The sequence below is a fragment of the Actinoplanes rectilineatus genome (assembly GCF_000962825.1).
GTDB lineage: Bacteria > Actinomycetota > Actinomycetes > Mycobacteriales > Micromonosporaceae > Actinoplanes > Actinoplanes rectilineatus.
The window spans coordinates 93,377-106,973 of the sequence record NZ_JZKF01000018.1 but is presented as its reverse complement, the minus strand read 5'-3'; the positions used below and the strand labels follow the sequence as shown (position 1 = coordinate 106,973).

14 protein-coding genes are annotated in these 13,597 nt (G+C 71.7%); 6 read left to right on the top strand and 8 right to left on the bottom strand.

The annotated features are described in order from the left end of the window. Window positions 1-29 precede the first annotated feature (29 nt). Window positions 30-1,454, top strand: coding sequence for a dienelactone hydrolase family protein (locus tag WH85_RS16380; protein WP_045742718.1), 1,425 nt, complete (start codon window positions 30-32; stop codon window positions 1,452-1,454). A 10-nt stretch (window positions 1,455-1,464) separates the two neighbouring features. On the opposite strand, the gene WH85_RS16375 is transcribed toward WH85_RS16380, so the two are convergent. Both WH85_RS16375 and WH85_RS16370 read right to left on the bottom strand, forming a co-directional pair. Further along, entirely contained in the window at window positions 1,465-2,037 is a 573-nt protein-coding gene (locus tag WH85_RS16375; protein WP_045742717.1) for a hypothetical protein, read from the bottom strand. A gap of 134 nt (window positions 2,038-2,171) precedes the next feature. After that, window positions 2,172-2,735, bottom strand: a complete 564-nt coding sequence (locus WH85_RS16370; RefSeq protein WP_052720489.1) for a DUF5317 family protein — start codon at window positions 2,733-2,735, stop codon at window positions 2,172-2,174. Between the two features lie 60 nt (window positions 2,736-2,795). On the opposite strand from WH85_RS16370, the gene WH85_RS16365 reads away from it, so the two are divergent. The 4 genes from WH85_RS16365 (at window position 2,796) to WH85_RS47025 (ending at window position 4,483) form a co-directional block, all read left to right on the top strand. Next, entirely contained in the window at window positions 2,796-3,161 is a 366-nt protein-coding gene (locus WH85_RS16365; RefSeq protein WP_045742716.1) for an Mth938-like domain-containing protein, read from the top strand. A gap of 105 nt (window positions 3,162-3,266) precedes the next feature. Further along, window positions 3,267-3,458 carry a hypothetical protein gene (locus tag WH85_RS50415; protein ID WP_157411033.1) on the top strand — a complete coding sequence of 64 codons (192 nt, stop codon included), beginning with the start codon at window positions 3,267-3,269 and terminating at the stop codon, window positions 3,456-3,458. Window positions 3,459-3,473: 15 nt separating this feature from the next. Next, complete coding sequence (locus tag WH85_RS16360) at window positions 3,474-3,728, top strand: hypothetical protein (RefSeq protein ID WP_052720488.1); 255 nt, start codon at window positions 3,474-3,476, stop codon at window positions 3,726-3,728. A gap of 80 nt (window positions 3,729-3,808) precedes the next feature. Then, window positions 3,809-4,483 (top strand): hypothetical protein, encoded by a 675-nt coding sequence (locus WH85_RS47025; protein ID WP_157411032.1) that lies wholly within the window; start codon window positions 3,809-3,811, stop codon window positions 4,481-4,483. Here the strand turns inward: WH85_RS47025 and WH85_RS16350 are convergent. Further along, window positions 4,458-5,447 (bottom strand): NADP-dependent oxidoreductase, encoded by a 990-nt coding sequence (locus WH85_RS16350; protein WP_245673955.1) that lies wholly within the window; start codon window positions 5,445-5,447, stop codon window positions 4,458-4,460. The two genes, WH85_RS47025 and WH85_RS16350, sit on opposite strands and share 26 nt — an antisense overlap. A gap of 71 nt (window positions 5,448-5,518) precedes the next feature. On the opposite strand from WH85_RS16350, the gene WH85_RS16345 reads away from it, so the two are divergent. Beyond that, entirely contained in the window at window positions 5,519-6,442 is a 924-nt protein-coding gene (locus WH85_RS16345; RefSeq protein ID WP_045742714.1) for an AraC family transcriptional regulator, read from the top strand. Here WH85_RS16345 and WH85_RS50410 read toward each other — a convergent pair. The 5 genes from WH85_RS50410 to WH85_RS16320 form a co-directional block, all read right to left on the bottom strand. Beyond that, the gene (locus tag WH85_RS50410; protein WP_157411031.1) at window positions 6,429-7,052 is read right to left on the bottom strand and encodes a hypothetical protein; all 624 of its coding nucleotides are present in this window, start codon (window positions 7,050-7,052) and stop codon (window positions 6,429-6,431) included. The two genes, WH85_RS16345 and WH85_RS50410, sit on opposite strands and share 14 nt — an antisense overlap. Further along, on the bottom strand, window positions 7,049-9,238 hold the full coding sequence (locus tag WH85_RS16335; RefSeq protein ID WP_045742712.1) for an MMPL family transporter: 2,190 nt from the start codon (window positions 9,236-9,238) through the stop codon (window positions 7,049-7,051). Before WH85_RS16335 ends, WH85_RS50410 begins: the two co-directional genes overlap by 4 nt. A 23-nt stretch (window positions 9,239-9,261) precedes the next feature. Next, window positions 9,262-10,041, bottom strand: coding sequence for a hypothetical protein (locus tag WH85_RS16330; RefSeq protein WP_157411030.1), 780 nt, complete (start codon window positions 10,039-10,041; stop codon window positions 9,262-9,264). A 74-nt stretch (window positions 10,042-10,115) separates the two neighbouring features. Continuing rightward, window positions 10,116-11,843 (bottom strand): PQQ-binding-like beta-propeller repeat protein, encoded by a 1,728-nt coding sequence (locus WH85_RS16325; RefSeq protein WP_169792452.1) that lies wholly within the window; start codon window positions 11,841-11,843, stop codon window positions 10,116-10,118. A gap of 199 nt (window positions 11,844-12,042) precedes the next feature. Continuing rightward, window positions 12,043-13,554, bottom strand: coding sequence for an MDR family MFS transporter (locus WH85_RS16320; protein WP_045742709.1), 1,512 nt, complete (start codon window positions 13,552-13,554; stop codon window positions 12,043-12,045). Window positions 13,555-13,597 lie beyond the last annotated feature (43 nt).

Below are 13,597 nucleotides of genomic sequence, written 5' to 3'. Positions count from 1 at the left end.
CCGGCTCCGCTTTCGAAGGAGCAAATCCGTTGAGACGTACGCTGCTCCTGCTGCTCGTCCTCGCGGCAACCGGCGCCTGGCTGATCGCCGGCGCGGACCAGGGCCTGCGGCGTGAACACGTCGTCGCCACCGGGGTTCCGCTCGACGTGGTGCACCCGTCCGGGGACGGCCGGCGGCCGGGTGTCGTGGTCGCGCACGGCTACTCCGGATCGGCGAGGATGATGGCCCCGTTCGGCGACAGTCTCGCCGCCCGCGGCTACGTGGTGGTGATGCTCGACTTCACCGGCCACGGCGCGAACACCCGGCCGATGGCTCCCGGCACGACGGACATGCTGCAGCCGGACCTGGACGCGGCCGTCGCCCACCTGCGGTCGCTGCCCGACGTCGACCCGTCGAAGATCGCGCTGGTCGGGCATTCGATGGGCGGTGGCGCCGTCACCCGGTACGCCGCCGCCCACCCCGACATCACCGCGACCGTGGCGATCTCCATGCCGGACGCGACAGTCGCCACCGCCGAACAGCCGGCCCGCCTGCTCACCATGGCCGGCGCGCTGGAATTCCCCAGTTTCCGCGCGGTGGCGACCAGCGTCGCCGGGGCCCGCGCCGACCGCGAGGCCCGGATCGTCTCCGGCGTCGAACACATCACCATTCTGTTCGCCCCCGAAACGCACCGGGAAACGGCCGCGTGGCTCGACAGCGCTTTCGGCGGCGCACCGGACAACGGTGCGATCCCCTTTCCCGGCCGCCGGCTCACGGGCGCGATGCTGCTGGTTCTGGCGTTCTTCATCGGCCTGCACCCCTTGGCGTCGCTGCTCGGCGGAACACCCGGCACCCCGTGGCCACGCCTCCCCTCTCTGGCCGCCACGGTCCGCGTCGTAGCGGTGACGACCACGGCCGCCGTGCCCAGCGCGGTGATCGCCCGTTTCCTGCCGACGAATCACCTGCCTCTGGCGATTGCCGGCTACGTCGCCGGTTTTGCCGCCGTCTGCGGGACGCTGCTTCTCGCGTACGCGAGAAAGAGATCCCGCGGCACCCGGCGCAACCGGCCCCAGCTTTTGGTCGTGCTCCCGTATGCGATCCTCGCCGCCGGCGCCCCGGTGCATTTCGGCCTGACCCACGCGTGGCCGGTCGGCCCCCGCTGGTGGCTCCTTCCGATCGTCTGGGCCGGTTTCGCGCTGCTCGCCTACGGCGCGGAACTGTCGGCCGACGACAACCCGCTGCTCCTGCTGCCCATCGCGGCGGTGGTCGTGGTCGTCCTGGTGGCCGCCGCCGCAGTCAACCTGACCAGCGGGTTCGTGGCGCTGATCGTGGCCCCGATGATCGCCCTGCTGATCTGGCAGGCGTTGTGGAGCGTCGTTCTGCGCCGCTTCGCCACACCCACCTGGCTGATCGCCCTGACCGGTTCCGCGGTGGTCGCCTGGCCGCTGGCAGTGGCCCTGCCCCTCACCACCTGACCGTTCTCGGCTATTCGTCGGCCTCGTCGCACCGAGCCTGGAAATGGAATGCCGAGTGGTACGCCGACGGCGGGACGACCAGGCCGTTGATGTCGACGAGAGCCGCGAGCCTGGCCTCCGCCGCCTCCGCGGTGGTGACGTCGTCGAGGGAGACCCGGAGGCCGCCGAACGGGAGCCAGGCGTCGGCGCTGATCGGGTCGATGCCGAGGCCGTCGAGGTCACCGGTCAGGGTGGCGCGGACGTGAAGGTCGGTCCCGCGCTGGTCGAGCACCTCCAGGTCGATCAGGTCGTACTGGTGGTGCTGGAAGAAGTAGACGCTGCACTCGGCGGGCTCACCGAGGGCCTTGACGACCTGGCCGGTCATGGCGTGCCAGTCAGCGCCGGGCAGCGGCAGCCAGTCGACGTCCAGGAAGACCGGGCTGTCGCCGTAGTCCCGCTCGACCTCGGCGAACGGGAACCGGAAGCTCCACGTCAACGCGGGTGGCAGACCGATTCCCGTGTTGTCGAAGAGCAGGCCGGCCCAGCTGCCGCCGGGTATCGGGACCAGGTCGTCAAGGCTCAGAGCGTCCTCGTCGTCGGCCACACCGGGACTATGCCACGACCCGGTGCGGCCGATCCGGTCAGCCGCCGTGGAGTTTCGGGGCGCCTACCGTGTAGAGCAGGGTGGCCAGGGACGCGGCGACGTACACGGCGCCGAGCAGTTTGGACTTCATGGGATCACCTCCTCTCGACAGGGACGACGGGAGCGACGCAGGCGCCGGGTGGGCGGCGCCGGCGTGCGGAGTGCATCGCGCCGGCCAGGGCCGCTACGACACCGGTGGCTATCAGGATGTCGCCGGGGCTGACCACGGCGCGCAGGACCGGCACCGGGATGACGTCGGCGAGGACGGTGAGGCGGCTGTCGGCGTCTGCGGGTTCGTTCCTCGGCGTCTCGCTGGGGGTGGACGCCCCGGCGGCAGCGGCGGCGGTGGGGGAGTAGGGCATCCGGCCGTTCGCCAGGATCGCCGTGCCGTTGAGGAGTACGCCGAGCAGGATCGCCGCCCCGGCCGCGCGGAGCACCGGCCGCCGTTGGCGCAGGTTCACCGCGATCCAGGTGATGACCAGGGCGAACGCGGCCGGGATCCAGTGTGTGGCCACCTGCGCGGCCACCGCTACCCAGAGCAGCCACAACGCGCGGGGCCGCAGAGTGGCCAGGCCGGAGGGGCGGCCGCCCACGGCGTACCCGATCAGGATGCCGGTGATGATCGGCGCCGCGAGGAAAACGACCGTGGTGTAGGACACGGCTCAGGGTGCCACGAGTTGGTTCTACTGTGGGGGCCGGGCGAGCGGAGGACGATGATGATGGAGCGATCACCGGCGGTGGTGTCGATCTCGTGGGGGAGCATGCGGGTCGACGGGCTGCCGGACGGCAAGGACTACATGCTCTACCCGGGTGGCGGGCGTCCCTGGGACTGGACGGTGAGCGGCACCCGGCACAGCCCGGGCATCCAGCCCGCCGACGTGGAGGAGCTGCTGGCGCACGGGGCTACCGTCGTCGTGCTGTCCCGCGGCATGGATCTCAAGCTCGAGGTGGACCCACGGACGCTCGCGTTGCTGGCGGAGCGCGGCGTGCCGGTGCATGTGGTGCAGACCGAGGAGGCGGTTCGTGTCTACAACGAGCTGGCCGAGACCGAGGCGGTCGGCGGCCTGTTCCATTCGACCTGTTGACGACGTTCGGTGCCGTCCACCTTCCCAGGCGGCACCACGGGTGATCTGCTCGATCGGGTGAATCGGGCGTTTCCCGGTCGTGGCCTGCCGCCTATCCTGGACCACGTGACGACCACCGGCACCCAGGAACGTCAGCCGCGCCCCTCAGAGGGTTTCGCTGCGAAGCTCGGCCTGCCCGCTCGTGAGCTCACCGCCGTGGATGTCGCCGACTTCAAGGCGTGGATGCGTGCCGGCGACAATGCGCAAGCCGCCCTCGATGCCGAACAGACCCCGCCGCCTGCACCAGCTGGACGCTGAAGAGCCATTGACCGCGTGTCCAATACGGACAGCCCCACTCGGGTCCTCGATGCCAGTGCCCTCGTGGAGCTCTTCGCCGACCACCCCCGGCTGATGCAGTTGCTCGACCTGGCGGCTGACGGGCGTGTCGTTGTCGCTGTCCCTGCGCTTGCCGTTGCCGAAGCACAGGTGGTCCTCGCCGCGACCCCGGCCACGTGGGACTACATCCTGACCTGTCACGGTGTCACCGAGCTCCCGCTGTCCGTGCACACCGCTGTCGCTCCCGTTTGACGTCGGCCAACGGGAGCGACAGGACCTGCGTGATCATCAGGCAGACCGGCGCGGGACTCCACCGTCTAGGATTGCCGGTCATGATCAATGCGCAGGAGATCCTGGCCGAAACCGATTGGGCGGGGCTGGAGCACGGCCACGGGCCCGCCGGTGACGTGCCGGAGCGGTTGCGGGCGCTGCTGAGTGAGGATGCGGCGCAGGTCGACGCGGCGATCACGTTCCTGCACCACACCCTGCTCTTCGAACAGCTGGTCCACTCGGCGACCCTGCCCGCCGCCCGCTACGTGGCCGGGGTGCTGACCGATTCCCGCACCGCCTTCGTGTTCACCGAGACCGGCGAGGACGCCCCACAGCCGGTGCGCCGGTCGCTGCTGAACTGGCTCGACCGGGTGGCCGCGGCGATCCTGCTGAACGATGAGGGCGAGAACCCGGAGGCCGACGACGCCCGGCCGCACCTCATCGAGCTTTATCCCGCGGTGGCCGGCCGTTTCACCGACGACCTTCCCGGGGTACGCGTGATGGCCCGGATGACCGCCCTGACGATGCTGGACGCCGACCTGCCGGAGTTCACCGCCCTGCGGTCCGCGGCGGTGCCGTCGCTGACCGCCGAGCCGGAGCTGCTGTCCGAGGACGAGCGTGAGGTGTTGGCGATCCTCCTGGAGGAGTGGCAGGAGGCGGAGAAGCTGGACGCCCTGCTCGCCGGAAGCGAGTCCTGGCTGTCGCGGACGATCAAGCGGTTCCGGGGCCGGCCGTGACGACGATCTTCCCCAGCGGGTGGCCGCGGGTGTAGTCGACGGCGGCCCGGACCGCCTCGGCCAGCGGATAGGACCGGGCTATCACCGGCGCCAGTTCGCCGGTGGCCGCCGCTTCGGCGACCCGGTTCATCCCGCCCATGTCCCAGATGAAGTGCAGCTCCACGTCGTCGCGTCCGAGCTGCTCGGGCGTCGGCTCCGGATAGATGATCGAAACCAGTCGGCCGCCGGGTCGCAGGGCACGGGCCGCGTCCGGCAGCCGGTCGGCGAAGTGGACCAGGTTGAGCACCGCGTCGACGCCGGCCGGATAGCCGGCCGGGTCGTGGCCGATGACCTCGTCGGCGCCGAGGCGGCGAACAAGCGCGGCGCCGTCCTCGGTCGCGGCGGTGGCGGTGATCTTCGCTCCGGCGGCGGCCAGCAGGGGCAGCACGGTCGTGCCCACCGCGCCGGTGGCCCCGATCACCAGCACGGATTCGCCCGGCTTGAGCGCGGCCGCGTCCATGATCGACAGAGCGGTGGTTCCGGCGATCGCGAGGGCTGCGGCTTTCTCCGGGGGTACGCCGGACGGGCGTCGCGCCAGCGCCGGTGTGCCGGCCTCGAAGACGGCGAACTCGGCCAGCGCCCCGGTGCTCAGCGAGGCGTCCTCCCCGGGCAGCAGTCCGGCGAACGAGCGGGGCAGCGCCTGGCCGAACACCTCGTCGCCCACCTGGTAGGCGGTCACCCCGGGCCCGGTCTCGGTGACCGTTCCGGCGAACTCGTTGCCCAGCACGTACGGGAACTCCAGCCGCAACGCCTCCCCGAACGCGCCGGTGATCGCCCGGATGTCGGTCGGGTTGAGGGTGGCGGCGGCGATCCGCACCTGGATCTGCCCGGGTCCGGGGTGCGGCACCGGCAGGTCCGCGATCACGAGTTCCTCGGGCTGCCCGTAGCCGGTGGCGACCAGGGCCTTCATCGTCCTGTCAGTCATGGGAGAACCGTACGAAGCAACAGATGCGTCAGTCGATGCTCATCTGAGTCAACCAGTTATCCTTCTGCCTCATGGATGTGGTTGCTGAGGTGCTCGAGGTCTCCGGGGTCACCGGCACGATCGGCGCCCGGATCGAGGCGGGCGGCACTTGGGCGCTCCTCAACGACGACTACCCGGGTGCGGCGCTGCACGCGATCACGGCCGGCAGCGCGTGGCTGACCCGGTCCGGGCACGAGCCGCTCGAACTGCTCGCCGGTGACGTGGTGCTGCTGGCGGCCGGGATCCCGCACACCCTCGGTGACGATCCCCGGTCACTGCCGGTGGTCTGCGATCCGGTGGCGCTGGCCGAGGCCCGCCGGACCGGTGCGGCGATCCGGCTCGGCGACGGGGTTCCGCGGACCCGGGCGGTCACCATCCAGTACGACTGCGATCACACCGCCCGGACCCAGCTGCTGTTCACGCTTCCGGAGCTCATCCACGTGCGCGCCGACGCGGGGGCGGCCGGGTTCGACGACACGGTCCGGATGCTGGGCCGGGAACTCGCCGACCCGCAGATCGCCTCCACCGCCGTCCTGAACAGCCTGGTCGACGTGGTGATGATCCAGGTGCTGCGGGCCTGGCTGTCGACCCGGCCGGCCGAGCAGCGCGGCACGTGGCTGGGCATGCTCGACGATCCGATCGTGCGGAACGCCCTGGAGCACCTGCACGCCGACCCGGCCCGGCCGTGGACGACCGCGTCGCTGGCCACCGCGATCGCGGTGTCCCGGGCGACGCTGTCCCGGCGGTTCCCGGCGGCCGTCGGGCAGAGCCCCGGCGCCTACCTGACCCAGTGGCGGATGGACCTGGCGGCCGCCCGCCTGCGCCGCACCCGCCAGTCGGTGGAGTCGATCGCCGCGGCGGTCGGCTATCAGTCGGTGCCCGCCTTCAGCCGCGCCTTCACCCGCTCGCACGGAGCCGCGCCGGGCCGCTACCGGTCGTCCGCTACAGAACGCTGAGGGCAAGCTTGGTGACGCGGAGTTCCTCCGCCTCGGTCCAGTCGCCCTCGGTGAACGCCAGCCAGAGGATCTTGTCACTGGAGGCGGCCAGGATTCCGGTGCCGCCAATGTCGTCGGACCCCACCGGCAGCTGGAACGCCAGCACCGGCAGATCGTGGGTCATCGCCCCGCATCGCAGCCCGACCTGCATCAACGGGTGATCCTCCGTCTCGGCCGTGCCGCGCAGTGTCAGCACCACCTCGCGGACCGTCGACGATCCCCGGGTCAGGGTGGCCTCGTGGACGTACGCCACACCCATCGCGCCCAGGACGGCATCGGTCTGCGTGACGGTCCCGGCGATCCACGGGAACGGGTGGGCGCAGTCGACCGGACTCGGCGTCGCCGTGCAGGCCGCCGCATCGTACGCCGCAGCAGAGTAGTCATGGACGTCGTCCGGGCTGTCCGGCCAGACCTGGCGAACCTGCAGCAGCCCGCTGGTCGTCTCCGGCAACTCGGTGCGGCAGGCCGGTGCCGACGCCGCCGCGGAGGGCGACGCCGCCGGGTGCGCCTCGGAACAGCCCGCGACCAGGAGCAACAAGGCCGCTGCCAGCCGGGGGAGGTGGCGCATCACGCGGCCGCGGGCATCTGCGGATCCCCGTGACCGTGCGGCTGACCGGATGCGGCCAGGCGCCGGGTCAACTCCTCGCCCTCGACGTCGACGTCCGGCATGATCCGGTCCAGCCAGGCCGGGATCCACCAGGCGGCGCGTCCCATCAGCGAGAGGACGGCCGGGACGATCGTCATCCGGACCAGGAACGCGTCGACCGCCACCCCGAACGCCAGCGAGAAGCCGAGCGACTTGACGATCGTGTCGGTGGCCAGGATGAAGCCCGCGAACACGCTCATCATGATCAGTGCGGCGGCGGTGACGACGCGGGCGCCGTGCCGCATGCCGCTGATCACCGCGTCGTCCGGGGCGGCGCCGTGCACGTACTCCTCACGGGCCCGGGTCACCAGGAAGACCTCGTAGTCCATGGCCAGGCCGAACAGGATCCCGATCAGGAAGATCGGCATGATGCTGACCAGCGGCCCGGTGGTCTCCAAGCCGATCAGCCCGGCCAGATGCCCCTGCTGGAAGACGCTGACCAGCGCGCCGAACGCGGCCGCCACGCTGAGCAGGAACCCGATCGTCGCCTTCAGCGGCACCAGGATGCTGCGGAACACCAGCATCAACAGCACGAAGGCAAGACCGACCACGATGCCGAGGTACGGGATGAGCGCATCGGTGAGCGTGTCGGACACGTCGATGTTGACCGCTGTCGCTCCGGTGACGGCCAGGGTCGCGCCGGTGACGGTTTTCGCGTGGTCGCGGATGTCGCGGACCAGGTCCTTGGTGGCCTCGCTGGTGGCGCCGCTGTTCGGGATGACGGTGAGCATCGCGGTGTCGCCGGCCGGGGCGAGCGTCGGCGGGGTGACCAGCACGACGTCGTCGAGTTCCGCGATCACCTCCTGGGCCTGTTCGGCGGCGGTCTGCGCGGCCCCGGCGGCGGCTTCGACGACCACGATCAGTGGGCCGTTGAACCCGGCGCCGAACGCGGCGGCCAGCTGGTCGTACGCCTTGCGCTGGGTGGAGTCCTCGGCGGCGGTGCTGTCGTCGGGCAGGGCCAGCCGCAGGTCCATCGCCGGGACGGCCACCAGAGCGATCACCACCAGGGCGCCGGCCAGCGCGATCCAGCGGTGCCGGAGCACGTTGCGGGCGTACCGCTCACCGAACGGCACCTTCGAGCGGTGCTCGACCGCGGCCGGGTCGGCCCGGTGCTTCTTCGGCAGGATCTTCAATCCGGCGAAGCCGACGACGGCCGGCACCAGACTCAACGTGATCAGCACGGCGACGGCCACGGTGCCCGCGGCGGCGACGCCCATCGCGGTCAGGAACGGCACCCCGGTGACGGAGAGCGCCACCAACGCGATGATCACGGTCAGGCCGGCGAAGACGACGGCCGAGCCGGCCGTGCCGACCGCCCGTCCGGCCGACTCCTCGCCGTCGTGCCCCTCGGCGATCTCGTGGCGGTAGCGGGAGACCACGAACAGCGCGTAGTCGATGCCGACCGCCAGGCCGAGCATGGTGGCCAGCGCCGACGTGGAACTGGACAGGTCCAGGAAACCGGTGGCGATCTGGATGCCGAGCATCCCGACCCCCACCCCGACCAGGGCGGTGACCAGCGGGAGTCCAGCGGCGACGAGCGAACCGAACGTGACGACCAGGACGAGCGCGGCGACCAGGATGCCGATCGCCTCGGCCGCGTGGCTCTCCTCGACCGTCTTGGTGACCTCGCCGGAGTACTCGACGGTGGCCCCGGAACTGCGCCCGGCGGCGAGCAGGTCCTCCCGTTCGGCGACGCTGACGTCGGTCACCGGCACCGAGTAGGTGATCGTCGCGTACGCGGTGCGCTGGTCCTGCGAGATCGCCTGGCTGGTGTACGGGTCGGACACCGCGGCCACCTTCGGCGCTTGTCCGAGGGCGGCGACCGCGGCCTCGATCGCGGTCCTCTCCGACGCGCCGGTCACCGTGGCACCGGCGCCGACGGTGAACACCGCCTTGGCCGAGGCCGCATCAGAGCCGGCCCCGAACTTGTCGGCCAGCACGTCCATCGCCCGCGACGACTCGGTCCCGGGGATGCTGAAGGCCGCACTCGTCGGACCGGACAGGGTGGCCGCACCGACCCCGAACAGGACGAGCAGCAGCGCCCAACCTGCAAGGGTCAGCTTCCGCCGCCGGTACGAGAACCGGCCCAGCCGGTACAGCAGGGTCGCCACACGTACACGTTCGGCGGGCCGGTTCAGCTGCTGAGCCGGAATCGCGCGCCGTCTTCGACGTAGCTGGCCCCGTAGGTGCCCGCCGTGCCGGTGATCCGGAAGCGGCCGTCCTCCCTCACCTCGTGACGCTCGCCGTGAAGCGTCCCGTGGACGTCGAGGTAATCGGTGACCTGCTTGCCCGCGCCGTCGATGTGGTCGATCGCGAAGAACCAGCTGTAACCGTGCCGGCGTGCGGTGACCGTGATCCGCAGCGTCTCGCGGTCCACGATCGAGACGTCCAGGTCGTGCCCGTCGAAGTACGGTCGGCCCGCCTGCCGCAGCGATCGGGGCGCCGTGTCCATGTCGAGGGTGACCGCCCGGGTCGAGGAGTCACCCTCGCAGGCGGTGGTCATGCTCGTGCCGGCGCTGTTCGGGCCCTGGCGCAGGCCGTCCACCCGGACCCCCAGGATGCGGGTGGGGCTGGGGAACAGGCCGGTGAAGACCATTTCGACGGTGATCCGCCCGACCGGGGATGCCTTCTCCCGGGCCAGGAAGTCGTCGAAGGCCGGCGCGGACGACCCGTCCAGGGCGAGCAGCGGTGCGGCGCCGGTACGCGGATCGACGACCCGGTCGAGGGCGTAGACCTGCCCGCAGTCGGGGATGGTGGCCACCGCGGCCTGGAACCCGCTGCCCGGCGCGGGTGTGGGTTCCGGTGTCGCCGGCACTGCCGGTGGCGGCACGATCTGGTTGACCACGGCGGTCGCGAGGGCCGCGCCCGCCGCCGTCACGCTCGCGACGATCACCCCGATGACCGTCGTCCGCATCCGCCGCCACCAGGGCACGGCCGTCTCCGGTGCCGGCCGGCCCGCGCCCCGGTCACCCCTTCTCCGTCGGCGGCTCATCGCGACCGGCCCGCCGCGCAGACCGGGTCGGCGGCGAGCCGGTCCACCACGACACCGCCCAGTCGCCGCAGGGGTCCGCCATCCCCGAACGTGCGTACGGTCACCACACACCGCCCGACCGCGGCCGACAGCGCATTCCGGTCCTCGTCGTCGCCGTACTCGTCACCGGTCCAGGTCCAGCCCGGCCGTCCGGCGGCGCCGAGACGGACCGGCTCCGGCGCCCGCCCGGAACGGTCCTGGGCCGTCGCCGCCGCGCTCGCCTCGGTGTCGTCCGCCGCCAGCCAGCCCACCGTCGTCACCGTGGTGCCGTCCATCGAGGGCGGCAACAGCCGGCAGCCGACCGGCACGGGCATTCCCAGCACCGGTTCCGGCCGCATCACCGGTCGCGCGCCCCGGTAGGCGGCCTGATGGTCCGCGGCGGTCAGCAGTGCACAGGCGTCCGGCCAGCGTCCGGCGGCGACCGGGGTGTCGAGGAAACCGTCCGCCGCGACGCCCGGTGCCAGCGCGGCGATGGTCTTCCGGCCGTGTGCCCCGGTCTCCACCAGCAGCGTTCCGTCCGCGCCGGTTCCGATCAGGCCGGCGGAGGCGCCGCCGGTCGCCGACAACGTCAGGCCGCCGTCGTCCTCGTCGACCCGGGCGAGAAGGTCCGGCCACAGCGGTGGTGCGGCTCCGGTGAAGAGCAGAACCCCTTCGGGGGTACGCAGTGGGGGCCCCACCTCGGGAAACGGGACCTCGCGCGTCCACCGTGCTGCCCCGGTCACCGTGTCGATCATGGTCAGCGTCGTCGTCCGCCCGTCCGCCCGTGCGGCGATCAGACCATCCGTCGTCGTTCCGCCCTGCGTCGTTCCGCTGGGCGGGAGCGGGCCGGAGCCGGTCGGGAGCAGGACCACCGTGCCGTCGGAGGCCCGGTACAGCACGTCCGGCTGTTCCCCGGTCAGGAGCAGCGTCGTCGTTCCCGCCGTGACCGCCGACAGGCCCTCGGCGCCGCGCAGGAGGTCGTCGGTCTCCCACGGTGTCGTGCGGGACCAGCGTTCCCTGCCGGTCGCGGCGTCCAGGACCCGGATCCACGGGACGTTCCCGCACGTCTCGGCGAGCGCGACGAAACCGGTCCCGCCGACGGTGCCGACGAGTGCGCACCCGGCCGGGCTCCGCCGGGACCAGCGTTCGGTCCCGTCCGCGGGCCGCAACCGGGTGACGGCTGCGCCGCAGCGGATCGTCGGTTCGTCCGTGCCGGTGACGACGGCGAAGAACTGGTCGATGCAGTCGTGGTGCCGCCAGTTCCAGCGTGGGGAACCGGATTCCGCGTCCCGGGCGTCGGCGCCGTCGCCGGTCTCGAGGAGAACCAGGTCGTGCTGCCGGAGCAGGTCGCGGTGCAGGGCCGGATTCGCGCCGCTGCCGGGCCGGGTCGCCCAGGCCGTCCGGCCGGTGGCGAGATCGACCGCCTCGACAGTCGTGGGCGTGGCGAGGAGTGCGAGCCCGCCCGCGGTGACGGCCGGCTGCCAGTCCGCGTCCCGGACCGGAGTACCGGCGGTCGTTCCGGTCCACCGGGAGACGCCGGTACGGGTGTCGACGACCTCGATGGGGTTCCGTCCGGAGAATCCCGCATCGAGGCCGACCAGTGCCAGGCTCGCCGACCGCGCGTCCAGGACGACCTCGGCGTCACCGATCGGACGTCGCCAGCGGGTGACCAGCCCGGCGGACGTCCCGGCCGTGGATGCGGACACCGGGACGTCCCGTGGGGAGACCGCCGACGAGACCACGGTGGGGAGAGCAGCGCCCGCGGTAAAGAGGACGATGCCGGCGAACACCGCGACGGTTCGGGTTGAGGGCCGAAAATGCACACCTCAAGCTGGGGTGTCACGGTGCTCGACGGCCACGGACTGTCGCGTTCGGGACAGCGGAACCAGCCGTTGGAGTGTGCGGTCAGTTCTCGGTGGTGGTGGCGAGGGGCTTCTCCTTGAGCATGACGGCGAGGACCAGGCCGATCGCCAGGACCGGGATCAGGTAGCCGAAGATCGGGACGAGAGCGTCCGAGTAGGCGGTGATGACCGCGTCGCGTACCCCGTCAGGGAGAGATCTCACGAGTGCCGGGGTGAGGGAGGCGGAGTCGGTCGAGCCGGAGGCGCCGACCGGGAGGGCGGTGGCCAGGCGGTCGGTGAGCCGGTCGGCGAAGACCGCGCCGACGACGGCCGTGCCCAGGGTGGCGCCGATCTCGCGGAAGAAGTTGTTGGCCGAGGTCACCGTGCCGACCTCGCGGGCCGGGAAGGCGTTCTGCACGGCCAGCACCAGGGTCTGCATCATCAGGCCGATGCCGGCTCCGGTGAGCATCAGGTATCCGCAGATCACCCAGAGCGGCGTGCTCACGGTGACCTGGGAGAGCAGGGCGGCGTCCACGATCAGCAGGGCGGTGCCGGCGATCGGATAGATCTTGTAGCGCCCGGTACGCCCGAGCAGCGCGCCGGAGGTCAGGGCGGTGACCATGATGCCGACCACCATCGGCAGCATCAGCAGGCCTGACTCGGTGGCCGAGACGCCGTGCACCATCTGCAGGTAGGTGGGCAGGTAGCCGACGACGGCGAACATCGCGACGCCGACCACGAGCATGCCGAGCAGGGTGGCGACCACGAAGATCGGGTTGCGGAACAGGTGCAGCGGGATGATCGGTTCGGCGGCGCGACGCTGGACCAGCAGGAACGCGGCCCAGCCGGCGACGGCCCCGGCGGCCAGTCCGAGGATGATCGGGTCGGACCAGGCGTATTCGGTGCCGCCCCAGGTCGCGAAGAGCACGGTGCAGGTGACCGCGGACGCCATCAGCACGGTGCCCAGGTAATCGAGGCGGGGGCGTTCGCCGGTGTGTGACGGCAGCCGCAGCGCGACCATGGCGATGGCGATGGCCAGCAGGCCGAGCGGCACGTTGATCCAGAACGCCCAGCGCCACGAGTGCTCGTCGGTGAACCAGCCGCCGAGCAGCGGGCCGGCGACCGACGCGACGCCGAAGACGGCACCCATCGGGGCCAGGAACTTGGCGCGCTCGCGCGGCGGGACCAGGTCGGCCACGATCGCCTGCGAAATGATCATCAGGCCGCCGCCGCCGAGGCCCTGCAGGGCACGTCCGGCGATCAGAGCCCCCATGCCGCCGGCCAGGGCGGCGACCACGGATCCGGCGACGAAGAAGCCGATCGCGGCGATGAAGACCACCTTGCGGCCGATCAGGTCGCCGAGTTTGCCGTAGACCGGCATGCCGATCGTCGCGGCCAGGATGTACGCCGTGGTCACCCAGGCCATGTGCGCCAGGCCGTCGAGTTCGCCGACGATCGTCGGCAGGGCGGTGCTGAAGATGGTCTGGTCGAGCGCGCCGAGCAGCATCGCCGTCAGCAGGGCGGCGTAGACGAGCGCGAAATGCCGGGTTCGCCTCGTGTCGGTGACAGCGGTCATGGGGGTCTCCTCTTAGCGGAGAGACTTTCTCCGCTTCGCCACC

Coding starts and splice junctions, on each gene's coding strand:
- WH85_RS16365 (WP_045742716.1), top strand. CDS start 2,796: ATGGAGCGATCACCGGCGGTGGTGTCGATCTCGTGGGGGAGCATGCGG.
- WH85_RS47025 (WP_157411032.1), top strand. CDS start 3,809: ATGATCAATGCGCAGGAGATCCTGGCCGAAACCGATTGGGCGGGGCTG.
- WH85_RS16350 (WP_245673955.1), bottom strand. CDS start 5,447: ATGACTGACAGGACGATGAAGGCCCTGGTCGCCACCGGCTACGGGCAG.
- WH85_RS16345 (WP_045742714.1), top strand. CDS start 5,519: ATGGATGTGGTTGCTGAGGTGCTCGAGGTCTCCGGGGTCACCGGCACG.
- WH85_RS16330 (WP_157411030.1), bottom strand. CDS start 10,041: ATGCGGACGACGGTCATCGGGGTGATCGTCGCGAGCGTGACGGCGGCG.
- WH85_RS16320 (WP_045742709.1), bottom strand. CDS start 13,554: ATGACCGCTGTCACCGACACGAGGCGAACCCGGCATTTCGCGCTCGTC.